Source organism: Salmonella sp. SAL04162, assembly GCF_046551535.1.
Taxonomy (GTDB): Bacteria; Pseudomonadota; Gammaproteobacteria; order Enterobacterales; family Enterobacteriaceae; genus Salmonella; species Salmonella enterica.
Genome location: NZ_JBGDVX010000021.1, coordinates 1 through 23423 on the forward strand (window position 1 = coordinate 1; position 23423 = coordinate 23423).

At 51.3% G+C, this 23423-nt stretch carries 19 protein-coding genes and 1 pseudogene; 4 read left to right on the forward strand and 16 right to left on the reverse strand.

What is annotated here, in order from left to right; genetic code table 11:
- The coding region (locus tag ACLJRH_RS25030) for a hypothetical protein (protein ID WP_229589771.1) at positions 1 to 425 on the forward strand (425 nt) is incomplete at its 5' end.
- 651 nt (positions 426 to 1076) lie between these two features.
- Here ACLJRH_RS25030 and ACLJRH_RS25035 read toward each other — a convergent pair.
- From ACLJRH_RS25035 to ACLJRH_RS25045, 3 genes and pseudogenes are all read right to left on the reverse strand, one after another.
- On the reverse strand, positions 1077 to 1298 hold the full coding sequence (locus tag ACLJRH_RS25035) for a membrane protein (RefSeq protein ID WP_000825645.1): 222 nt from the start codon (positions 1296 to 1298) through the stop codon (positions 1077 to 1079).
- 237 nt (positions 1299 to 1535) lie between these two features.
- The gene (locus tag ACLJRH_RS25040; protein ID WP_001273291.1) at positions 1536 to 4649 is read right to left on the reverse strand and encodes an efflux RND transporter permease subunit; all 3114 of its coding nucleotides are present in this window, start codon (positions 4647 to 4649) and stop codon (positions 1536 to 1538) included.
- A gap of 11 nt (positions 4650 to 4660) precedes the next feature.
- Positions 4661 to 5818 (reverse strand): annotated as a pseudogene (locus ACLJRH_RS25045) (efflux RND transporter periplasmic adaptor subunit).
- Between the two features lie 412 nt (positions 5819 to 6230).
- On the opposite strand from ACLJRH_RS25045, the gene envR reads away from it, so the two are divergent.
- Positions 6231 to 6893: an acrEF/envCD operon transcriptional regulator gene (gene envR / locus ACLJRH_RS25050; RefSeq protein ID WP_001085721.1), complete on the forward strand. Its 663-nt coding sequence runs from the start codon at positions 6231 to 6233 to the stop codon at positions 6891 to 6893.
- Between the two features lie 2 nt (positions 6894 to 6895).
- Here the strand turns inward: envR and ACLJRH_RS25055 are convergent, their stop codons facing one another.
- From ACLJRH_RS25055 to ACLJRH_RS25115, 13 genes are all read right to left on the reverse strand, one after another.
- Positions 6896 to 8995: a putative bifunctional diguanylate cyclase/phosphodiesterase gene (locus tag ACLJRH_RS25055; protein ID WP_001145337.1), complete on the reverse strand. Its 2100-nt coding sequence runs from the start codon at positions 8993 to 8995 to the stop codon at positions 6896 to 6898.
- Positions 8996 to 9145: 150 nt separating this feature from the next.
- On the reverse strand, positions 9146 to 9310 hold the full coding sequence (locus ACLJRH_RS25060) for a DUF2556 family protein (RefSeq protein WP_000620015.1): 165 nt from the start codon (positions 9308 to 9310) through the stop codon (positions 9146 to 9148).
- A gap of 82 nt (positions 9311 to 9392) precedes the next feature.
- Complete coding sequence (gene yhdJ, locus ACLJRH_RS25065; protein WP_000642611.1) at positions 9393 to 10277, reverse strand: adenine-specific DNA-methyltransferase; 885 nt, start codon at positions 10275 to 10277, stop codon at positions 9393 to 9395.
- An 85-nt stretch (positions 10278 to 10362) separates the two neighbouring features.
- Positions 10363 to 10659, reverse strand: a complete 297-nt coding sequence (gene fis / locus ACLJRH_RS25070; protein WP_000462905.1) for a DNA-binding transcriptional regulator Fis — start codon at positions 10657 to 10659, stop codon at positions 10363 to 10365.
- 25 nt (positions 10660 to 10684) lie between these two features.
- Entirely contained in the window at positions 10685 to 11650 is a 966-nt protein-coding gene (dusB, locus tag ACLJRH_RS25075; RefSeq protein WP_001219664.1) for a tRNA dihydrouridine synthase DusB, read from the reverse strand.
- Positions 11651 to 12310: 660 nt separating this feature from the next.
- Positions 12311 to 13192, reverse strand: a complete 882-nt coding sequence (prmA, locus tag ACLJRH_RS25080; protein WP_023137162.1) for a 50S ribosomal protein L11 methyltransferase — start codon at positions 13190 to 13192, stop codon at positions 12311 to 12313.
- Between the two features lie 11 nt (positions 13193 to 13203).
- Positions 13204 to 14655: a sodium/pantothenate symporter gene (panF, locus tag ACLJRH_RS25085; RefSeq protein ID WP_001175741.1), complete on the reverse strand. Its 1452-nt coding sequence runs from the start codon at positions 14653 to 14655 to the stop codon at positions 13204 to 13206.
- Positions 14645 to 14887 (reverse strand): YhdT family protein, encoded by a 243-nt coding sequence (locus ACLJRH_RS25090; protein WP_000340016.1) that lies wholly within the window; start codon positions 14885 to 14887, stop codon positions 14645 to 14647. Before ACLJRH_RS25090 ends, panF begins: the two co-directional genes overlap by 11 nt.
- 108 nt (positions 14888 to 14995) lie before the next feature.
- A complete protein-coding gene (gene accC, locus ACLJRH_RS25095; protein ID WP_000884627.1) occupies positions 14996 to 16345 on the reverse strand; it encodes an acetyl-CoA carboxylase biotin carboxylase subunit in 1350 nt (449 codons plus the stop codon).
- 10 nt (positions 16346 to 16355) lie between these two features.
- The gene (accB, locus tag ACLJRH_RS25100) at positions 16356 to 16826 is read right to left on the reverse strand and encodes an acetyl-CoA carboxylase biotin carboxyl carrier protein (RefSeq protein ID WP_000354628.1); all 471 of its coding nucleotides are present in this window, start codon (positions 16824 to 16826) and stop codon (positions 16356 to 16358) included.
- 392 nt (positions 16827 to 17218) lie between these two features.
- Positions 17219 to 17818, reverse strand: coding sequence for a protein-methionine-sulfoxide reductase heme-binding subunit MsrQ (gene msrQ / locus ACLJRH_RS25105; RefSeq protein WP_001240053.1), 600 nt, complete (start codon positions 17816 to 17818; stop codon positions 17219 to 17221).
- Complete coding sequence (gene msrP, locus ACLJRH_RS25110; RefSeq protein ID WP_000723875.1) at positions 17819 to 18823, reverse strand: protein-methionine-sulfoxide reductase catalytic subunit MsrP; 1005 nt, start codon at positions 18821 to 18823, stop codon at positions 17819 to 17821.
- A gap of 112 nt (positions 18824 to 18935) precedes the next feature.
- Positions 18936 to 19910: an MDR family oxidoreductase gene (locus ACLJRH_RS25115; protein ID WP_001148240.1), complete on the reverse strand. Its 975-nt coding sequence runs from the start codon at positions 19908 to 19910 to the stop codon at positions 18936 to 18938.
- A gap of 203 nt (positions 19911 to 20113) precedes the next feature.
- On the opposite strand from ACLJRH_RS25115, the gene csrD reads away from it, so the two are divergent.
- Together csrD and mreB are read left to right on the forward strand one after the other, a co-directional pair.
- On the forward strand, positions 20114 to 22054 hold the full coding sequence (gene csrD / locus ACLJRH_RS25120; protein ID WP_001241381.1) for an RNase E specificity factor CsrD: 1941 nt from the start codon (positions 20114 to 20116) through the stop codon (positions 22052 to 22054).
- A 307-nt stretch (positions 22055 to 22361) separates the two neighbouring features.
- On the forward strand, positions 22362 to 23405 hold the full coding sequence (gene mreB, locus ACLJRH_RS25125; RefSeq protein WP_000913396.1) for a rod shape-determining protein MreB: 1044 nt from the start codon (positions 22362 to 22364) through the stop codon (positions 23403 to 23405).
- Positions 23406 to 23423: the final 18 nt, after the last annotated feature.

The window sequence follows — 23423 nt, forward strand, 5'->3', positions numbered from 1 at the left end:
TGCCGAACTCAGAAGTGAAACGCCGTAGCGCCGATGGTAGTGTGGGGTCTCCCCATGCGAGAGTAGGGAACTGCCAGACATCAAATAAAACAAAAGGCTCAGTCGAAAGACTGGGCCTTTTGTTTTATCTGTTTTTTGTCGGTGAGCACTCTCCTGAGGAGGAGAAATCCGCCGGGAGCGGATTTGAACGTTGCGCAGCAACGGCCCGTAGGGTGGCGGGCAGGACGCCCGCCATAAACTGCCAGACATCAAATAAAGCAAAAGGCCCAATCGAAAGATTGGGCCTTTTTGCATTTATCTTTCTATGGAAAAAGTTATCGGATAATGGCGCCGACGCGTTTTATATTTGGTTTATACCCTTCATACTTCAAGTCGCTTATGTGTTGGCTACGGATTACTCGGCCCATTCATGGGCCTTGCCCTGACGGGCCGTCGCACGCGACGTTCAAATCTGCTCCCGGCAGATTTGTCGCTCACCCCAGTCACATAGTTATCTATGCTCCTGGGGACTCACTCCCTTGCCGCCTTTAAGCAACTTGAATTATTTTGGGTATATAACATCTTCGTAGGGTGGATAAAAACCGTTTTAGTAAACGTGATTTCCCGCCATATATCCGCCTGAACCATCGAATGTGAACCGTGCTGAAGTAGATGTACAAACGGCTTTTACTTACGCCTCTAATAAGCAATAGAGATATTCGCTGAGGACTAAGAATCTGGTCCATTAGGCTATTTTATTTGCCAGTTTGGCCCTGGGACAGTGCTCAAAATCCTCATGTATTACGTGTATGCTCCGGTTTTTATCCAGACTGTCTGCGATAATTACGCCTAATGGACCACGCTCTAAGTCTTACTGTATAAAGCCTGTTTGTAATGCGGCTTACGATGCTATCAAGCTACAATTTTGTCTGCATCGGACAAGGAATAGAATAAATACTATCGGGATGGGCGAGTAAGAAAAGAGAGCGTTTTATCGTGTTAACTTTCGGGGGATAGGCTGAACAGATTACGTCGCTGAGTATCCTTACGACCTTTATATTATTACTGAAAGCGCGGCATTGCCGCGCCTGCATGTATCATTTAGAAAGCGCAATGATACCCATCGTCAACCCTGCTACCGCCGCAGCGCCGCCAGCAATAGCGCCTGCTGTCTCCCAGTTATCCTGCGTTGTACCTTTCATACATGTATTGGTATGAACCAGCCGCCCTTGATCGTCATAAACCGGTACGCAGGGAGAATCATGTGCACAACCTGCCAATAAGGTGGTAAGCAATGCAACTGGAATTAGTCTTTTCATGGTGTTACCTCATTAATCAGCGTTTCGCGAAGTACAGCAACGTAAATGCTGGCTCTAACCGCTGCGAAAACGGGAGTTATTTTACCACCACAGAAAAAATGGCCGACATGAGGAATCATCTCAATTCATGTGAATTGTAAAAACTATGGAGAATGAAAAAGTAAGCGGAGAGGGGGGAATAGCGGAGATAAAGACGTACCGTTTAAAAAGGCGTCCGAAGACGCCTCTGTTTACCGGTTAATCATGATGGCGATTAAATCGGCGTTTTACAACAACGAAGAATACTGGCACGAAGAAGATAGCTAATAAGGTTGCGGTTAACATTCCCCCCATAACCCCTGTGCCTACTGCGTTCTGTGCCCCACTACCTGCGCCACGACTGATAACTAACGGCATTACCCCGAGAATAAAGGCCAGCGAGGTCATTAGAATAGGACGTAAACGCATACGGGATGCTTCCAGCGTCGCTTCAATCAATCCACGTCCTTCTTTCTCCATAAGATCTTTGGCGAACTCAACAATCAGGATGGCGTTTTTAGCAGAAAGGCCAATAGTGGTTAACAAGCCAACCTGGAAGTAAACGTCATTGTTCAGACCGCGCAATGACGCTGCAAGCAGAGCGCCAACCACGCCGAGCGGTACGACCAGCATTACCGAGAACGGAATTGACCAGCTTTCATACAGAGCGGCAAGGCAGAGGAAAACGACAATGAGTGAGATTGCGTACAGCGCCGGCGCCTGGTTACCTGACAACCGTTCCTGATACGACATACCTGTCCAGTCATAGCCAATACCGTTTGGCAGCTGTGAAGCCAGATTTTCCATTAACGACATGGCTTCACCGGTACTTCGTCCGGGCGCTGCTTCACCGAGCAGTTCCATTGACGGCATCCCGTTATAGCGTTCCAGGCGTGGCGAACCATAAATCCACCGTGCTGAGCTAAAGGTAGAGAAGGGCACCATCTCGCCATTGGCGCTGCGTACATAAAGATTGTTGATATCTCCCGGCAGCATACGGAACTGAGCGTCAGCCTGAACGTATACTTTTTTCACTCGTCCGCGATCGATAAAGTCGTTAACGTAATAGCCGCCCAACGCCGCGGAGATGGTTTCGTTGATATCAGACAGCGAAACACCGAGCGCCTGCGCTTTTTCTTGATCGACATCCAGCTTGAACTGTGGCGTGTCTTCCAGCCCGTTCGGGCGTACGCGCACTAATAGATCAGGATGCTTCGCGACCATACCCAGGAGTTGATTACGCGCTTTTGTTAACGCATCGTGACCGAGTCCTCCCTGATCAATCAGCTCAAAGTCGAAACCTGTCGCGGTACCTAACTCGACAATTGCCGGCATGTTGAAGGGGAACACCAACCCGTCGCGAATCTGGCTGAAGGCGCGTGTCGCTCTGGCGATAACGGCTTCGACGCTATTTTCTTCACCGTTACGCTCTTCCCAGGGTTTAAGGCTGACAAATGCCATCCCTGAGTTTTGTCCCTGACCGCTAAAGCTAAAGCCGTTTACGGTAAACACGCTTTCGACGTTCGCTTTTTCATTATTCAGGTAGTAATGAGTGACTTGATCCAGCACATTCTGCGTACGTTCTTGCGTAGCGCCAGAGGGGAGCTGAATCATAGTCAGGAATACCCCCTGATCTTCTTCCGGCAGGAAGGAGGTCGGGAGGCGTAAAAACAGAACCGCCATTCCGACTACAATAAGTAGATAGATAATGAGATAGCGACCCGTATTACGCACGATACCGCTTACGCTGTTAGTATAGTGGTTAACGCTGTGATCAAACCTGGTATTGAACCAGCCAAAGAAGCCGCTTTTTTTCTCGTGATGTTCAGCAGATACAGGTTTAAGCAGCGTAGCGCACAGCGCTGGCGTCAGAATCAACGCAACCAGAACGGATAGCGCCATTGCTGAAACAATAGTAATAGAGAACTGGCGATAAATTGCCCCGGTCGAGCCGCCAAAAAAGGCCATCGGGATAAATACCGCAGACAGTACCATCGCGATACCTACCAGCGCTCCCTGAATCTGCGACATGGATTTTTCCGTCGCCTCTCGGGGAGAAAGGTTATCCTCCATCATTACACGTTCAACGTTTTCTACGACCACTATCGCATCGTCAACCAATAGCCCTATCGCCAGTACCATACCAAACATCGTCAGGGTATTGATGGAGTAGCCAAAGGCGGCGAGTACCGCAAAAGTGCCTAGCAACACGACAGGAACAGCAATGGTAGGAATCAGAGTTGCCCGGATATTCTGTAAGAACAGATACATTACCAGGAACACCAGAATAATCGCTTCAAACAGCGTTTTTACCACTTCGTGGATAGATATTTTTACGAAGGGCGTTGTGTCATAAGGATAAACCACCTTCATTCCCTGAGGGAAGAAAGGCTGCAGTTCCGCCAGTTTCGCTTTGATTGCGGTTGCGGTATCCAGCGCGTTAGCGCCGGTCGCCAGTTTAATACCGAGACCGGAGGCTGGTTTACCGTTAATGCGCGCTACAACGTTATAGTTTTCACCGCCAAGCTCAATACGCGCGACATCTTTGAGATGGACGACAGAACCGTCGGTATTGACACGCAACGTAACTTTGCCGAACTCTTGCGGATCTTTCAGACGCGTTTGGGCGATGATTGAGGCGTTAAGCTGCTGGCCCGGTAATGCTGGCGTGCCGCCCAGTTGGCCTGCCGCAATCTGGTCGTTCTGTACTTTTAACTGGTTGATGACATCAACTGGCGTGAGCTGGTATTTATTTAGCAGATTCGCATCCAGCCAGATACGCATGGCGTACTGTGCGCCAAATAGCTGAACGTCGCCCACACCATTCAGACGGCTGATAGAATCCTTAATGTTAGAGGCGACATAGTCAGAGATGTCGTCCTGGGTAGTGTTCGGATTATCCGAGACGAACCCGGCGACCATCAAAAAGCTGCTGCTGGACTTTTCAACGCTAATCCCCTGCTGCTGGACTTCTTGCGGCAGTAAAGGCGTGGCGAGCTGCAATTTATTTTGCACCTGAACCTGCGCGATATCCGGATCGGTTCCGGACTGGAAGGTCAGGGTGATGGTCACGCTACCAGCAGAGTCGCTGGTAGAGGACATATACATCAGGTTATCGATACCGTTCATATTTTGTTCGATAACCTGAGTAACCGTATCCTGTACCGTCTGCGCATCCGCGCCAGGATAGGTTGCAGAAATAGAAACCGCTGGCGGCGCAATGGTTGGATACTGCGCAACGGGAAGTTGCATTATTGCCAGTGCGCCAGCCATCATCAGGATAATGGCCAGAACCCAGGCGAAAATAGGACGTCTAATAAAAAAGTTTGCCATGTACGGTTACCTTATTGCGCCGTTTTCGCTGCAGGAGCATCGGTAGTGGCTTTCACCTGGACGCCCGGTCGCGCTTTTTGTAAGCCGCTGACGATGACCTTATCGCCCGGTTTTAACCCTTCGCTGATGAGCCATTTATCGCCAATAGCCTGAGCCGCCACGACATTGCGGGCTTCAACCTGGCTTTTATCGTTAACCACCATCACCATTGCGTCGCCGCGCGGCGTGCGGGTTACGCCCTGCTGGGGGACAAGGATGGCATTGGGCTGGACGCCTTCATCAATGCGGGCGCGCACAAACATACCGGGAAGCAGACTGTGTTGCGGGTTAGGGAAAACTGCCCTGAGCGTGATAGAGCCGGTGCTTTCATCTACGGTAACGTCGGAAAATTGCAGCGTGCCTTTAATCGGGTAGACCTGACCATTTTCCATTACCAGTTGAACCGTGCTACTGGCGCTGTCTTTATGCAGGTTACCTTGTTCGACGGATTGCTTGAGTCGCATAAAGTCGTTGCTTGATTGCGTCACGTCGACATAAATCGGGTCGAGTTGTTGCACGGTAGCCAGTTCAGTTGACTGACCATTAGTCACCAGCGCGCCTTCAGTCACATTAGATTTTCCTATACGCCCGCTGATGGGCGAGGTGACTTTGGTATACGCAAGGTTAATACGCGCGCTTTCAACAGCGGCTTTTGCCGCCACAACGGCGGCATCGGCCTGGCGGGCGTCGGCAATCGCCTGATCATATTCCTGTTGGCTGATATATTTTGTGCCGACCAGTGGAACATAGCGTTTGACCGTCAGGTGCGCGATAGCCGCAGCCGCTTCGCTTTTAGCAAGTTCGCCTTTAGCTCTGTCATAATCGGCCTGATAAGTGGCAGGATCGATCTGATAAAGCGACTGCCCGGCCTCTACATCGCTACCTTCGGTGAAGTTTCTTTTAAGCACGATCCCGCTCACCTGGGGGCGAACCTCCGCAATGCGAAATGCGGACGTACGTCCGGGAAGTTCGGTCGTTACGGCTAGCGGCGCTGTTTCGACCACGTGGACGGTGACTTGCGGCTCGCCGGCATGAGCCTAGGTATCTCCCTGGTCATTACAACCGGCCAGCAGCGCAGCAGAGAATATGATGAATGAGGGCAGGAGTGAAAACCTGGCATGTTTCGTCATTACTGTTCCTTAAAAAACCGAAAGCTCGTTATTCACCGGATAACGGTAAGGCGTTAACGCGCGAAAAATAGAATAGCAGTGGGGTATCCTACAAATTATTAGCTTGTGATGTAAGCAATACTTATTTTGGGATGGGGTTCACGGCACATAAAAGCAAAAAAAAGAACTATTCCCTGTCGTTTCATAATGTCCCGATTAGTAAAATCATGATGTTGAATAACATAAATAGAAATATATATTTTATATGAATATGTTTTATTAATTTATTTGTTTTTATTATTGATTTGGCGATATTGTGCGAAATAAAAATAGCTGTCTCTCGTCTGACTAAAAAGGACATGATAAAGTTGTTTTTTGTGCTGAGTATTTTATCAGCGTATTTATCGTTTTTATGGTCCAGGATATCTTAATTATGGCGAAGAAAACGAAGGCGGATGCGCTTAAAACGCGGCAACATTTGATTGAAACCGCTATTGCGCAGTTCGCTTTGCGCGGCGTTGCCAACACGACGCTGAATGATATCGCTGATGCCGCTGATGTCACGCGGGGCGCCATCTACTGGCACTTTGAGAATAAAACGCAGTTGTTTAATGAGGTTTGGTTACAGCAACCACCTTTACGCGAACTTATTCAGGATAGGCTTACGGGATGCTGGAATGATAATCCTTTACAGGATCTACGAGAGAAATTTATTGCAGCCTTACAATATATTGCGGCAGTGCCTCGTCAGCAGGCATTAATGCAGATTTTATATCATAAATGTGAATTCCATAATGGTATGATATCGGAACAGGCCATTCGGGAGAAGATTGGTTTCCATCATCAGTCGCTGCTTGAAGTATTACAGCGATGTATGGATAAAAAGCTGATCTCAGGCAGTCTTGATCTGGATGTCATATTAATTATTCTGCATGGTAGTTTTAGCGGAATAGTAAAGAACTGGTTAATGAATCCCACAAGTTATGATCTTTATAAGCAGGCGCCTGCATTAGTCGATAATGTATTAAAAATGCTAAGCCCGGATGGCAGTGTGAGGCAATTAATGCCAAATGAACAACAGGCGGAAGAAGCCTGAGATTATTTTGAGTTGATATTATATATTGACCTTGTGAATATATTGGCAGGGTCCCGAATATCGCGAGCAATTTCCTCTGCCGTACGCGGCTTGCCAAGCAGGAACCCCTGAAGTGTATGGCATCCTAACTGGGTCAAAAATTGTTGCTGCGTTTCATTTTCTACCCCTTCTGCCACAATTTGCAGATTTAACGCTTTCGCCAGCGCGACAATAGCCGCAACAATGGTCGCGCCGTCGCTTGCCTCGCTGAGTTCATGTACGAAAGCGCGATCAATTTTTAGTTCGCACGCCGGAAGACGTTTCAGATAGAGAAGGCTGGAATAACCGGTGCCAAAGTCGTCAATAGAGGCCTTAACCCCCATTTCCGTTAATCTGGTGAGTATAGCGACGCTTTGCTCTGGCTTGTTCATCGCCGTGGTTTCGGTGATTTCCAGAATCAATAAATCGGGACGGATACTGTGTCGGGCCAGGCTCCGCGTAATGGTGTCCACAAGGCCGGGCTGCTCAAATTGTAAGGCGGAAAGATTTACCGCCACTGACCATAAGGCGTATCCCTGTAAGTGCCACTCGCGTAGCTGTCGACACGCCTCGTCTATCACCCAGCTACCGATAGTGACGATAAGACCCGTTTTTTCCGCCAGCGGTAAAAACTGGTCAGGATTCAGTACGCCTTGTTTTGGATGATACCAGCGCAACAGGGCCTCAAATCCTACAATGGGGCCGGCAGGAGCCTGAAATTTAGGCTGGTACACCAGCCTGAGCTCTTGTCTTTCCAGCGCCAGCCACAGGTCATTCATTAGCTGAAGCTGGGTTTGCGCCAGCATATTCATTGATGGCTGAAAGAAATGGTATCCGTTACGCCCCGTATGTTTCGTGTGGTACATTGCGGCATCGGCGTTGAACATCAGTTCCCGTTCGTTTTTTCCGTCCAGCGGATAGAGCGCTATTCCCACGCTAAGGGTGACGACCAGTTCGTACGGATCTATCGTAAAGGGCGCATCTATCGAATGTACCAGCGCGCTGGCAAGGGAAGCCGCTTCGTCAGGCGCGCTGACTTCTGCAAGCAGCACAAATTCGTCGCCGCCAATCCGCGCCAGGGTAAACTGCCCGCTCAGCGGTTGGTTCAGACGATGCGTGACCGCTACCAGTAGCTTATCGCCGATATCATGACCATAAGCGTCATTAACGGCTTTAAAGCCATCCAGATCCATAAACAGTAGCGCGAAAGACGTGCTTTCCCGATTCGCTTTGCTGATGGCCTGTTCCAGACGATCTTCAAGGAGTACCCGGTTTGGTAAACGGGTGAGCGTATCATGCAGCGCCAACTGCGCCAGTTCCTGGTTCGCCTGCGCCAGCGAAGAGGCAAGTAGTGCGGTGCGGGCCTGAAGCCGGGCGTCAAATAAAGAAACCAGAAGAGTAATGCCCAGGATAGTCAGCGCGACCACGCTGACAAGAACAGCCAGCCAGTTGCTATCGACGCCACGATGCTCCATCGGCCAGTTTTGGGGAAAGTGTGCGGCCTTCATGCCGGCGTAATGCATGCCGGCGATAGCTATCCCCATTAATACCGCAGCGCCTGCTCGCCTCAGGGCGACATCTGTTCCCTCATGACGCAGGCGGAACGTGAGCCACAGCGCGCCGCAGGACGCCAGTAGCGCGATAATGATAGAGAGGGCAACCCACGCGCTATTCCAGACGATAATGGAAGCAAATTGCAGCGCCGCCATCCCGGTATAATGCATTGCGCTGATGCCCAGTCCCATCACCAGCGCGCCCGGCAGTAAACGGCGCAGGCGCAGTTTTTCAGCGCTGACCAGCCATAGCGCAAACAGGGAGGAGCCGATCGCGATCAGCATGGAGAGGCCGGTGAGGAACGGATCGAAGCGCATGTTCATCGCGTGATCCATCGCCAGCATCCCGACAAAATGCATCGCCCAAATACCGACGCCCAGCGCGAAGCCGCCGCCCATTAGCCATATTCTGGCGTTTGATCGGGCGCTTCCGGCTACGCGTCCGGCCATATTTAATGCGGTATAGGACGCAAAAATAGCGACAGCAAATGAAACCGCCACAAGGATGTGGTTGTACTCACTAACCGGCATGTATCATTAGCTCATTGGTTATGCAGGAAAAGAAAAGGACGAGACAGTATCACCCCTTCTTTTATCCTCAACGTGTTTTAATTCCCTGTTTTTATAAGGGATAAAAGAAATCCGGGTGATAAATAATCATAGGTTAAATCGCCCGGTTCGCTACTCCAGATCGGTACAATTGATCAATTTAAGAGGGTTAACCGAATCCATGTTTCGGCACTTATCCTGTTCAGTTGCCATCAATTCGATCCATTGCATCAAAAGCGCATCAAAAAGAAAAACGGAGACGGCAAAAACAACCAGCCACCAATACTTACGTATCATCGTCAAATCCTGTGTATTCATGCCCATGCGTGCTGGGAATATACATGAAATTTTGACGCTGAAAAGCGGACTTACAATGCTTTTACTTCTCTGAAGATAGCGCGTTTATCCCGACATTTCGCTGCTTTTTGGACAGGTTTTGTGTTTTTCTCTTTTTGACTTTTGCAAGTTCATTTTCTGAATAATGCGAAGTGACGCTCAATCTTCTGAGCCCCATTTTTACGTACTCATTATTGAGTTCAATACCGATAAACTTACGACCTGACGCCGCTGCGACAGCGCCTGTGGTGAAACTGCCCGCGAAAGGGTCCAATACAGTATCGCTCGGGTTAGAAGAGGCCAGTATGATCCGTTTTAACAGCGCGCTGGGCTTTTGCGTAGGATGGTTTTCATATTCATCCATCAGATAACGTACGCGAGGAAATGACCAGACGTTGCCCGGCACTTTTTTCTGATTGTATGGTTGGGGCGGGTTTTTTCGATAATCGATTAGCGCGCGCTTAGCGCCCGTGGTGGTCTCGACCAGAATCGCGTCACGGTTAAAGGTATAGCTTTTCGGGTTCTTTACCATCATCAGGATCGGTTCATACATAGAACCAAAGTATTTTTTCGCCTGCACCCCGGAACTATCATAGGACCAGACGATACGGCTTTTGATGGTAAAAAGCGTTCGGCATTTGAGATCGATATACGGCATATTTTCTGTGCTATTCATGATGTACATGGTGCCGTGTTTCTTCAGTACGCGGTGGCACTCATCAATGCATTCATACAGCCAGGCCAGAAAAGACGCTTCGTCCCAGGATTCCACCATACCGTCGAAATCTTTTCCGATATTGTAAGGTGGATCGGCAAAAATTAAGTCAATGCTTTCAGAAGGCAGTTTTTTAAGTTCTGTTAGCGCGTCACCGTGAATAATCTTCTTCGATTCATCGCCAAAGTACTGAGGTTCACATTCCGCTTTCATGACCAAATTCCATGTGATGCGTATAAAAAAGGCGCTTCCCCATGCCGAGTAGCGCCTTTTTAAACAAGCAGTTAGCTAATCGAAATTAGTTCATGCCGTATTTTTTTAATTTTTTACGCAGCGTACCACGGTTGATGCCCATCATCAGAGCAGCACGGGTCTGGTTACCACGGGTGTATTGCATCACCATGTCCAACAGGGGCTGTTCTACTTCAGCCAGTACCAGCTCATACAGGTCATTAACGTCCTGACCATTCAGTTGAGCAAAATAGTTCTTCAGTGCCTGTTTAACCGAGTCACGCAGGGGTTTTTGGGTTACCTGATCCTGAGAGTTAACGGTAGAAACGGTCAGTACGTCAGAATTTACGCGTTGTTCGAACATAGTTCTGTCAGCTCTTTATTTCTGTTTACGCAAAATTTTCGAAGTATGCCTCCAACGCCTCCAGCTGTTCGCTGGCGTCCTCAATAGCGTTGAATGTGCGCCGAAACTGGTCGTCTGGAGCGTGCTCCTGGAGATACCAGGAGACGTGTTTACGCGCGATTCGGTACCCTTTTGCCTGACCGTAAAAGTCATGCAGTTCCCGAACATGCGTGCAAAGCAAGCGCTTTACCTCTGCCAGCGGCAGCGGCGGAAGCAGCTCCCCAGTGTCCAGATAATGCTGGATTTCCCGAAAGATCCAGGGTCTTCCCTGAGCTGCGCGGCCTATCATCAGGGCATCCGCCCCTGTATAGTCGAGAACAGCTCTGGCTTTATGCGGGTTAGTAATGTCGCCATTCGCGATAATCGGAATGGAAACTTTCTGCTTAACTGCCCGAATACTGTCGTATTCAGCTTCTCCGTTGAACAAACAGGCGCGGGTGCGGCCATGGATGGTCAGAGCCTGAATACCACAATCTTCAGCCAGTTGGGCAATCTCTACGCAGTTACGGTGTTCCGGCGCCCAGCCGGTGCGAATCTTGAGAGTCACAGGAACGTCCACCGCGTTTACGACCCCGATGAGTATAGACTTCACTAAATCCGGGTACTGCAAGAGGGCTGAACCTGCCAGCTTACGATTCACTTTCTTCGCCGGGCACCCCATATTGATATCAATAATCTGGGCGCCGCTTTCCACGTTAATACGTGCGGCATCGGCCATCTCAACAGGGTCGCTACCGGCAATTTGCACCGTGCGAATACCTGGCTCATCAACGTGCACCATCCGTAAACGAGATTTATCGCTTTCCCACACTTGCGGGTTAGAAGACATCATCTCGGATACTGTCAATCCTGCTCCCATCTCATAGCACAGCGTCCGGAAAGGTCTGTCAGTAATGCCAGCCATGGGCGCTGCGATCAGGCGATTTCTGAGCTGATATTGTCCGATGCGCATGAGTTAAGAAATGACCATACTGTGACTGCAAGGCGGCGTATATTACGCATTTTTTGCACGAGATGAAAGGCCAAACTTTGAACAATCCACTGTTGTAGATCAATGAATCGTGCTTAAAAACAGCAAAATAAATTTATAATTCAGTAAAATCATAGGGTTATTTATTGTCGGCGGTTTTGTACGCGCTTACAAATTCCCGTAACTTCTCTCTATTTCTTCGACCAGAAACAAGATAAGCGGAATAATCTGCTTTTTTTATAAGCTAATTACCCCAAATGAATGGGATCGCCGTCTCGTTTCAGGACAAGATCACTTCCCGCTGCGCGTGACTTTTCTCCGTTGCCAGTCGGAAGGGGGCGCACAGACGCGCTTTTGTGTTCATGAATGGCACGCATAAATTTTCCCAGCTGTGCTGAAGAGCGCGTTAGCGGATGCTGCAGAACAACCCGGACAGCATTACTAAGCACGAGGGCGATGGCTGTGACCCGTTAAAACGCCAGTACCTTTTGTCCGCTGGTAGCAGCTGATCATCCAGACGGATAGTGACAAAGAAGTCATTTCAGGCATTCATTTGATGAATTTAATGATGTCTCGGTGCCTGAAAGGCGTTAAGGCAGTTGTGTGGAGAAAAGCGTGGCCGGGCGACCACGCTGACAAGAATTATTTTTTACGGCCAGTAATGCGGCACCACTCTTCTTTTTCGACGACCGGGTCGAGAGTGAAAAGCTCGGCGTAAGCATCGCAGACGCTTTCCGCCTGGCTGGCTAGAATACCTGAAAGCCCCAGCAGACCGCCCTCAACGGGCAGTACGCTGATTAACGGGGCCAGTTCGCGTAATGGGCCTGCCAGGATGTTAGCGACGACCACGTCGGCTTTCATGGCTTCTGGCTGGTCTTTCGGCAGGTACAGCTCCAGCCGGTCAGACACGCCGTTGCGTTCGGCATTATCGCGACTGGCCTGAATAGCTTGCGGATCGATATCAATACCAATCGCCTTTGCCGCTCCCAGCTTCAGCGCGGCAATCGCCAGAATGCCTGAACCGCAGCCAAAGTCGATCACGGTTTTGCCGTTGAGATCGAGCCCGTCCAGCCATTGCAGACATAAAGAGGTGGTGGGGTGCGTACCCGTACCGAACGCCAGTCCCGGGTCGAGCATCACGTTGACGGCATTCTCGTCCGGAATGTCACGCCAGCTGGGACAAATCCACAGACGCTCGCCAAAACGCATCGGATGGAAATTATCCATCCATTCGCGTTCCCAGTCTTTATCTTCCAGTTGTTCGATTTTATGGGCAAATCCGGCACCCAGCAGCCGATGTTGCTCCAGAATCGCGACAACTTCTTTCATGTCGGTTTCGGCGTCGAACAGACCGATCACATCGGTATCGCCCCACAGACGGGTTTCGCCCGGCAACGGCTCAAAAACCGGCGTATCGTGCGTATCCTGAAAGGTAATGGAAACGGCGCCCGCTTCCATCAGCGCATCACTCAGCTCTTCAGCATTCGCGCCGGTGGTATTCAGTTTCAATTGGATCCATGGCATGGCAAAACTCTTTATTTATCAGTAGACAATACGGTGGCTTGCGAAGCGGAAGAGCCGAATCGGTTTCCGATCAGAAAAGCCAATAAACTTAACAGTAACGCGGGCACAATCGGATGAAAGCCCAGGTACTGAATATTAAATGTGGCAAGCAGGGCATATAGCACGCCGCCCACGATCATGGCGCTTAGCGCGCCTGCCGCGTTTGCCCGCTCCCAGTAAAGGCCCAGTACCAGCGGCCATAAGAACACCGCTTCCAGGCCGCCAAACGCCAGCAGGTTGAGCCAAATGATCATCTCTGGCGGTTTCCATGCGGCCAGCAGCAACAGCGCGCCTAGCAGTAATGTAATCGCTGCCGACATACGCTTCAGCCGGATCTCATTTTGCATCTGATCGGGGCGCAGGTTGAGATAGAGATCTTTAATGATCGTCGCGGAACTTTGCAGCAGTTGGGCGTTAATTGTTGACATGATCGCCGCCATTGGCGCAGCGAGGAAGATCCCGGCGGCAAACGGCGGCAAAACTTTCACCATTAGCGTTGGGATCACCAGGTCCGGCACCGTCAGATCCGGAAGCACCGCGCGACCCAGCGCGCCGGCAAGGTGCATCCCGAACATTAAAATCGCCACGACAATCGTACCGATAATAATGCCCCGGTGTACCGCTTTACTGTCTTTATAGGAGATGCAGCGCACCGCCGTATGCGGCAGGCCAATCACACCAAAACAGACCAGTACCCAAAAAGAGGTCATAAAGGCGGGAGAAAGTATGTCATCGGCGCCCTGCGGCGTTACCAGTTTGGGGTCGAGAGCGTGCAGCGTGTCAACGGCCTGACTTAGACCGCCCGCCGCATGGATCACGCCCACCAGCAGCACTATCGTGCCGACCAGCATCACCAGGCCCTGTAGCGTATCGTTAAGTACGCTGGCGCGAAAGCCGCCAAACGCCGTATAGAGTGCGATACTGACGCCAAATATTAGCAGGCCGGTTTCGTAGGGAATCCCTGCCGCGGTTTCCAGCAGTCGCGCGCCGCCGATAAATTGTACGGTCATTGCGCCAATAAACGCGACCAATAAACTCAGGCTTGCCAACCACACCAGCAGGCGGCTTTGGTAACGAGCGAATAGCATATCGTTAAGCGTGACGGCATTATAGCGACGCGCCAGGATAGCGAATTTTTTACCCAGAATACCCAGTGAAAGCCAGACGGCGGGAAGCTGGATCATCGCCAGCAAGACCCAGCCCAGACCGTATTTATAAGCCGCGCCGGGACCGCCGATAAATGAACTGGCGCTAATATAGGTGGCGGTAAGCGTCATCGCGAGCACGATCCCGCCCATCGAACGGCTGCCAAGAAAATATTCGTTTAAAAAGGTGCCGGCGGTACGCTTGCGCATAGCGTAAATCGAGACCCCGAAGACCACGACCAGATAGGCTACCAGCGGTAGAATGACCTCAAGCTGCATCGTCATCCTCCAGCGGAATATCGCGATAAATGAATTTCACCATCGCCCAGCACAGCAAAATAAAGACCAGCGGCGTCAATAAGCAGGCCATCTCGAACCAGTGCGGCAGACCGGTAATTCCCGGCGAGTCTCCAGGTAAGTAAGCAGCCACTAACCATGCCGCCAGATAGCAAAGGGTCAGCCACAGCGCCCAGCGCGCCTCTTTATGGGCCTGAACAAAACGAGCGTCCATTTTTTGTCCCTTATGGGTGAAGAAAGCGGGAATTGTACATGATGGGGCATCGCTATCCCCAGAAATAAAAAAGGCCGGATTCACCGGCCTTTTGAGATTAACGTGCGATTACTTTTCCTGAAGACCGAGTTTTTTCTCCAGATAGTGGATGTTAGTTCCACCGTGCTGGAAGTGTTCGTCATTCATGATGCGGGTCTGCAGATCGATATTGGTTTTGATACCATCGATAATCAGTTCCTGCAGGGCATTTTTCATACGGGCAATTGCCACGTCGCGGTTTTCACCGTAGCAGATGAGTTTGCCGATCATGGAATCATAGTACGGCGGTACCGTGTAGCCCGCGTAGATATGGGATTCCCAGCGAACGCCAAAGCCGCCAGGCGCATGGAAGCGCGTGATTTTGCCAGGGCTTGGCAGGAAGGTGTTCGGATCTTCGGCATTGATACGGCATTCTACCGCATGGCCTCGAACGACAACTTCGTCCTGTGTGATCGACAGCGGCTGACCCGCCGCGATGCGCAACTGCTCTTTGATCAAATCGACGCCGGTAATCATTTCAGTCACCGGGTGTTCAACCTGAATACGGGTGTTCATTTCGATGAAATAGAACTCGCCGTTTTCGAACAGGAATTCGAACGTCCCTGCGCCGCGATAGCCGATGTCTACGCACGCTTTCGCGCAGCGTTCGCCGATATAGCGACGCAGTTCCGGCGTAATGCCTGGCGCCGGGGCTTCTTCAACCACTTTCTGGTGGCGACGCTGCATGGAACAGTCGCGTTCCGCCAGATAGATAGCGTTGCCCTGGCCGTCCGCCAGCACCTGAATTTCGATGTGGCGTGGATTTTCCAGGTATTTTTCCATGTATACCATGTCGTTGCTGAAAGCCGCTTTCGCTTCCGCTTTGGTCATGGAGATGGACTGCGCCAGTTCAGCATCGCTACGAACCACGCGCATACCGCGGCCGCCGCCGCCGCCGGACGCTTTGATGATCACCGGATAGCCAATACGTTTGGCATGAGCGCGGTTCGCATTCATATCGTCGCCCAGCGGGCCGTCAGATCCTGGTACGGTCGGCACGCCCGCTTTTTTCATCGCGGTAATCGCGGACACTTTATCGCCCATCAGGCGGATGGTGTCCGCTTTCGGGCCGATAAAGATAAAGCCGGAGCGTTCAACCTGCTCGGCAAAATTGGCGTTCTCAGAAAGGAAGCCGTAACCCGGGTGGATTGCCACCGCGCCGGTGATTTCAGCGGCGCTAATGATAGCCGGGATGTTCAGATAACTTTTTACGGACGGTGCCGGACCAATACAGACCGTCTCATCCGCCAGCAATACGTGTTTTAAATCGCGATCCGCGCTTGAGTGCACAGCGACGGTCTTGATGCCGAGTTCTTTACAGGCTCGAAGAATACGTAGTGCGATCTCGCCGCGGTTGGCGATGACAATTTTATCCAACATGTTCGCCTCGTTACTCGATGACGACCAGTGGCTCGTCAAATTCTACCGGTTGACCACTTTCGACCAGAATCGCTTTCACAGTACCTGCTTTGTCTGCTTCGATCTGGTTCATCATTTTCATGGCTTCAACGATGCACAGGGTATCGCCCACGTTCACTTTCTGGCCCACTTCGATGAACGCTTTCGCGTCCGGACTTGGGGTGCGGTAGAAAGTACCAACCATTGGGGAGCGTACGATGTGACCACTGATTTCCGCTGCGGCAGGCGCTTCCATTGCTGGAGTAGCCGTTGGCGCGACAGCGTTAGACAGAGCGGGTTGCTGCATCATCGGCGCCGCATAAGCCTGCTGCATCACCGGAAAACCGGCGTTTGCCGTTGTGCGGCTGATGCGAACAGATTCTTCGCCTTCAGAAATTTCCAGTTCGGAGATACCTGATTCTTCAACCAGCTCGATCAGTTTTTTAATCTTACGAATATCCATGAGTGGGTTCCGTACTCTTTGTTTAGTGTGATTGTGACAGGCGTTTTAGCGCCGTCTGTAAAGCATGTGAATGACTGCCGCGGGTAAAATACCGCGCATCTTTGATTTGCCTGTTATGCCGTAGCACCCGAAGGTGAAATTCATGATTTGCCAGTCATTGTGTGGCTATCTTCTGCCATTTTCGGGCAAAAAACAAAATATACCTTCATTGCACGATTGTCACCCTTTCTGCGAACGAAAATCGCCGTTGGGCAATGTAAAGTCGCACATTATAACTATTTCGTCGCAATTGGCAGCTAAATACTGGTCTTATCAGGGAAGATAATCAACCCGAAACATAAAAAGGACATTACCTGTTTTGCGTTTTGCAATCGACCGCACAGTTGACCAAACTAGCGCCACCACTGGCGAAACTTCCGGTAACGCAACGCTAAAAGGGCTAACGCTAATGCCGCGTAGATGACCGGTTGCGGTGATAAAATCTTTACCGACCACAGGTAATGTATGGGAGCCAGGATCGCGACAAGATAGACGACGTTATGCAGTGTTTGCCAGCGTTTGCCCAATTTACGCTGCGCAAATTGCGTTGAGGTCAACGTCAGCGCCAATAACACCAGCCAGCTAATGATCCCAAGCGTCAAATAAGGGCGTGAAATCAACTCGCTTCCTAACAACGCCAGGTTATGTATCCCCAGTTCCAGTAAGGCATAGCTGGTTAAATGCAGCGTAGCCCAAACGAAACACCATAACCCCAACAGGCGGCGTGTGCGTATCAATAATGGCTGTTTAGCGTAGCGCGCCAGCGGTGAAACCAGCAAGGTGGCGAGCAAAAATTTAAGCGCGGTTCTGCCGGTAAAGTGTTGGATATCCTTTACCGGGTCTGCGCTGAGTCCACCGTGATTTATCGCCCAAAAGAGCCACAGAAGCGGCAAAAAACCGGCAAGATGCAGACAAACTTTTAGCCAGGTTATCTGTTTTGCTGTCAGACGCACTTAAAAATTCTCCCGCAAATTGAGACCGTGATACAGCGAAGCGACTTCATTGGCATAGCCGTTAAACAGCAGCGTCGGCTGCCTTTGCACATCAAGGATACCGCCTGAACCAATAAAGCGTTCGGTAGCCTGAGACCAGCGTGGATGATCCACATGCGGGTTCACATTGGCGTAAAAACCATATTCGTTGGGAGCCGACAAATTCCAGGTGGTTGGCGGACGTTCGCGGGTGAGTTTAATGCTGACGATAGATTTAATACCTTTAAAACCATACTTCCATGGAACGATGAGTCGAATGGGCGCGCCGTTTTGCGGGGGTAACGCCTTACCATAGACGCCAACGGTCATCAGAGTCAGCGGATGCATGGCTTCGTCCAGACGTAGCCCTTCGACATAAGGGTATTTCAGTCCGCCGCCAATAAAGCGATCTTTCTGTCCTGGCATATCATCCGGCGCGTATAGCGTTTCGAATGCCACATATTTAGCGTGGCTGGTGGGCTGTGCCTGCGCGAGTAGCTTATATAAAGGGAAACCAATCCACGGCACGACCATGGACCACGCTTCGACGCAGCGCATTCGATAGATACGCTCTTCTAATGGAAAACGATGTGTTAAATCGTCGTAATCCAGCGTAAATGGCTTCGCGACTTCCCCGCTGATTTTCAACGTCCACGGTTCGGTTTTCAGACTCCCGGCATTGGCCGCCGGGTCGGCTTTATCGAGGCCAAACTCATAGAAATTGTTGTAGCCCGTCACCTTATCTTCCGGCGTTAACGCTAAATCGCTTCGCCAGGCGGCAGGCTGACTAAACTCAAGCGGTTTACCGGCAGGCGCTTTCGGACGATCGTTGCCTTTAAACCAACTGAAGAGATCGGCCTGCGCCGTTGAGGGTAAGGATAAGGCGGCCGCGCTGATGCCTAATGCTTTTAGCACCTGTCGGCGCTGCATAAAAAAAGCCGATTCCGCAGTCACATCGGCTTCTGTTAATGGACGTATCTTTTTCATCACAGACTCCCGGTCTACTCACCACAACATGGCGTGTAGTGAATATGACAGGGAGTGTGTCAATGTGTAAAAATAAATAGTTAATTAAGTGTAAATTTTTTTATACGTGACGTTATTTTATCTTCACCAGCGTACGGCCCTGAACCTGATTATTGATGATGGCATCGGCGAACTTCGGCGCATCCGCCAGCGTAATCTCTGTGGCGGCCTGAGCATAGAACGATTCCGGCAGATCCTTAACCAAACGCGCCCAGGCTTCTGCGCGACGTGCCGGTGGGGTCATCACCGAGTCCACCCCTTGCAAACGCACATTACGCAGAATGAATGGCATAACGGTGGTCGGCAGCGCGAAGCCGCCCGCCAGGCCGCAGGCGGCCACGCAACCACCATAGTTCATCTGTGCCAGCACTTTCGCCAGCACTTTATCGCCAACGGTATCAATTGCACCGGCCCACAGCTGTTTTTCCAACGGGCGAGATTCAGCAAACTCATCGCGGCTGAGAATACGGTTAGCTCCCAGGCTCTTAAGATAGCCGTGGGTGCTTTCACGTCCTGATACTGCTGCAACCTGATAGCCCAGCTTATGCAGTAATGCAACGGCAGTACTGCCCACGCCGCCGCTGGCGCCGGTGACGACAATCTCACCGTCTTGCGGGCGAATACCTGCATCTTCAAGCGCCATGACGCACAGCATGGCGGTAAAACCGGCGGTGCCGATGATCATGGCGTTACGGCTGCTCAGTCCCGCAGGCAGCGCGACCAGCCAGTCGCCTTTAACGCGTGCGCGTTCGGCCAGGCCGCCCCAGTGGTTTTCGCCCACGCCCCAGCCAGTCAGTAGTACTTCCTGGCCTGCATGAAAGCGAGGATCTTCGCTTGCGTGAACGGTGCCGGCGAAATCAATACCAGGAATCATCGGAAAATGACGGATAATTTTCCCTTTTCCGGTGATAGCCAGAGCATCTTTATAATTCAGGCTGGACCAGTGGACATCCACCGTCACATCACCTGCCGGCAGTTGACTCTCTTCGAGATGTTGCACGGATGCGAGGGTTTTACCGTCCTGCTGTTCTAAGATCAACGCCTGCATAACCTGTCCTCACTTTACATGGTAGATTGGAAAAATAGCTACGAAGACTATACTCGCTAATTAAAACGTGATGCCGATGCAACGCAATAAATTGCCAGATAGATCCATTTTGGTAGTATGCCTGCTTCATTGCGCGCCGTGGCGAATTCCGCCTTCAGATTCGCTTTTTCATACTGTTTATAACCGTCGGAGTTAACTCAAGGATGCGATTAACGACGAAATTCTCAGCTTTTATCACGCTGCTCACGGGGTTAACGATCTTCGTGACTCTGATAGGTTGCTCGCTAAGCTTTTATAACGCCGTACAGTATAAGTATGTCAGCCGTGTGCAGGCGACGGCGACAGCCATTGATACGCACCTGGTGACCCATGATATTGTCTCGCTGACGCCGCAAATCGACGAACTCATGATCGCTTCCGATATTGTGCGTGTCGATCTGTTGCAGGGGGAGCGCAGCGTCTACAGCCATTCTCGCGCCAGAGGTTATCGGCCAGCCGGCACCAGCGACATGTATCGCGAGCTGGTCGTACCGCTGATAAAACATCCAGGAATGTCGCTACGTCTGGTTTATCAGGACCCGATGGGTAACTATTTTCACTCACTGATCACCACGGCGCCGCTGACGCTGGCGATCGGTTTTATCGTTCTGATTTTGTTTTTATCGGTGCGCTGGCTGCAGCGGCAGCTTTCCGGGCAAGAGCTTCTGGAAATTCGCTCAACGCGTATTCTGAACGGCGAACGCGGGGCGAATGTCCGCGGTTCTGTTTACGAATGGCCAGCGCGCACCAGTAGCGCGCTTGATGTATTGCTTTCCGAAATTCAGTTTGCTCACGAACAGCGTAGCCGCCTGGACACCCTCATTCGCTCCTACGCCGCGCAGGACACCAAAACCGGACTCGGTAACCGTCTGTTCTTTGATAACCAACTGGCGACGCTGCTGGAAGATCAGGAAAAAGTGGGAGTGCATGGCGTGGTGATGATGATCCGCTTGCCAGACTTCAATCTTCTGCGCGACAGCCTGGGAGGCAATCAGGCGGAAGAGCAGATGTTTATGCTTATCAATCTGCTATCGACATTTATTATGCGTTACCCAGGCTCGCTGCTGGCGCGTTATCACCGCAGCGACTTTGCCGTGCTGCTACCGCATCGAACGCTGAAAGAAGCGGAAAGTATTGCCGGACAACTTTTAAAAGCTGTCGATGCGCTACCGGCTAACAAAATGCTCGATCGTGACGATATGGTACATATCGGCATTTGCGCCTGGCGCAGCGGACAGTCCACCGAGCAGGTGATGGAACATGCTGAAGCCGCGGCGCGGAATGCCGCCCTGCAGGGGGGAAATAGCTGGGCTATCTACGACGACACTCTGCCGGAAAAAGGGCGCGGCAATGTGCGCTGGCGCACATTGATTGAGCAGATGCTGAACCGGGGCGGACCGCGACTTTATCAAAAACCAGCGGTCACGCGAGAAGGTCGTGTGCATCATCGGGAATTGATGTGTCGCATCTATGACGGTAAAGAAGAGGTGAGCTCGGCGGAGTATATGCCGATGGTGTTGCAATTTGGTTTATCGGAAGAGTATGACAGATTACAAATTAGCCGCCTGATTACGTTGCTGGGCTACTGGCCGGATGAAAATCTGGCAATGCAGTTGACGGTTGAGTCGCTGATTCGTCCGCGTTTTCAGCGCTGGTTGCGCGATACGTTAATGCAGTGTGAAAAATCACAGCGAAATCGCATAATTATTGAACTTGCGGAGGCAGATGTTTGTCAACACATCAGTCGGTTACAACCCATCCTTCGCTTAGTCAATGCGCTTGGCGTTCGGGTGGCGGTGACACAGGCGGGTTTGACGCTGGTTAGCACGAGCTGGATTAAAGCGCTCAATGTGGAATTACTCAAGCTGCATCCGAGTCTGGTCAGAAACATTGAGAAGCGAACGGAAAACCAGCTTCTGGTTCAAAGTCTGGTAGAGGCCTGCGCGGGTACGCCTACGCAGGTTTACGCGACGGGCGTCCGTTCGCGCGGCGAGTGGCAGACGCTGACAAAACGCGGCGTGGCTGGCGGGCAGGGTGATTTTTTTGCCTCCTCCCAACTACTTGACACAAACGTGAAAAAATATTCGCAAAGATACTCGGTTTAACCTGCCGTTTAATTTGTTTTCACGTAGAATAACGCGCGCTGCGCCTCATGGGGGTGTGCTTGTCTGCTCGCCAGATTGTTGCAGCAAATATGCAGGTGAATGACCTTTGACAGGTTGCAAACGAAGGCGAGGATTGCTGCTGATTTTTTCAGCCCTGAGGGACTCAGGCCGAGATTTGTAACAAAGGAAACGAACTGCACTAATTTTCACCGTAGCAGATGATTTTTGCGCCTTGTCGCTGCTGCGTGTGGTTGGTAAAGTAAGCGGATTTTGTTTTCCGCCCCAGCTTTCAGGATTATCCCTTAGTATGTTGAAAAAATTTCGTGGCATGTTTTCCAATGACCTGTCCATTGACCTGGGTACCGCGAATACCCTCATTTATGTAAAAGGACAAGGCATCGTATTGAATGAGCCTTCCGTTGTGGCCATTCGTCAGGATCGTGCCGGTTCGCCGAAAAGCGTGGCTGCAGTCGGTCATGATGCGAAGCAGATGCTGGGCCGTACGCCGGGCAATATCGCTGCGATCCGTCCGATGAAAGACGGCGTTATCGCTGACTTCTTTGTGACCGAAAAAATGCTCCAGCACTTTATTAAACAAGTGCACAGCAACAGCTTTATGCGCCCAAGCCCGCGCGTACTGGTATGCGTGCCGGTCGGCGCGACGCAGGTAGAACGCCGCGCAATTCGTGAATCCGCTCAGGGCGCAGGCGCCCGTGAAGTCTTTTTGATCGAAGAGCCGATGGCGGCCGCGATCGGCGCAGGTCTGCCAGTTTCTGAAGCAACCGGTTCAATGGTTGTGGATATCGGTGGTGGTACCACTGAAGTTGCCGTTATCTCCCTGAACGGCGTGGTTTACTCTTCTTCTGTCCGTATTGGTGGTGATCGCTTCGACGAAGCCATCATTAATTACGTTCGTCGTAACTACGGTTCTCTGATCGGTGAAGCCACCGCAGAACGTATTAAACACGAAATCGGTTCCGCTTATCCGGGCGACGAAGTCCGCGAGATCGAAGTGCGTGGCCGTAACCTGGCGGAAGGCGTTCCACGCGGCTTTACCCTGAACTCAAACGAGATTCTGGAAGCGTTGCAGGAACCGTTGACCGGTATCGTCAGCGCGGTAATGGTGGCGCTGGAACAGTGTCCGCCGGAGCTGGCGTCAGACATCTCCGAGCGCGGTATGGTGCTCACCGGCGGCGGCGCGCTGCTGCGTAACCTTGACCGTCTGTTAATGGAAGAGACGGGCATTCCTGTCGTGGTTGCTGAAGATCCGCTGACCTGTGTGGCGCGCGGCGGCGGCAAGGCGCTGGAAATGATCGATATGCACGGCGGCGACCTGTTCAGCGAAGAGTAGTTGGATACGGGCAGGATT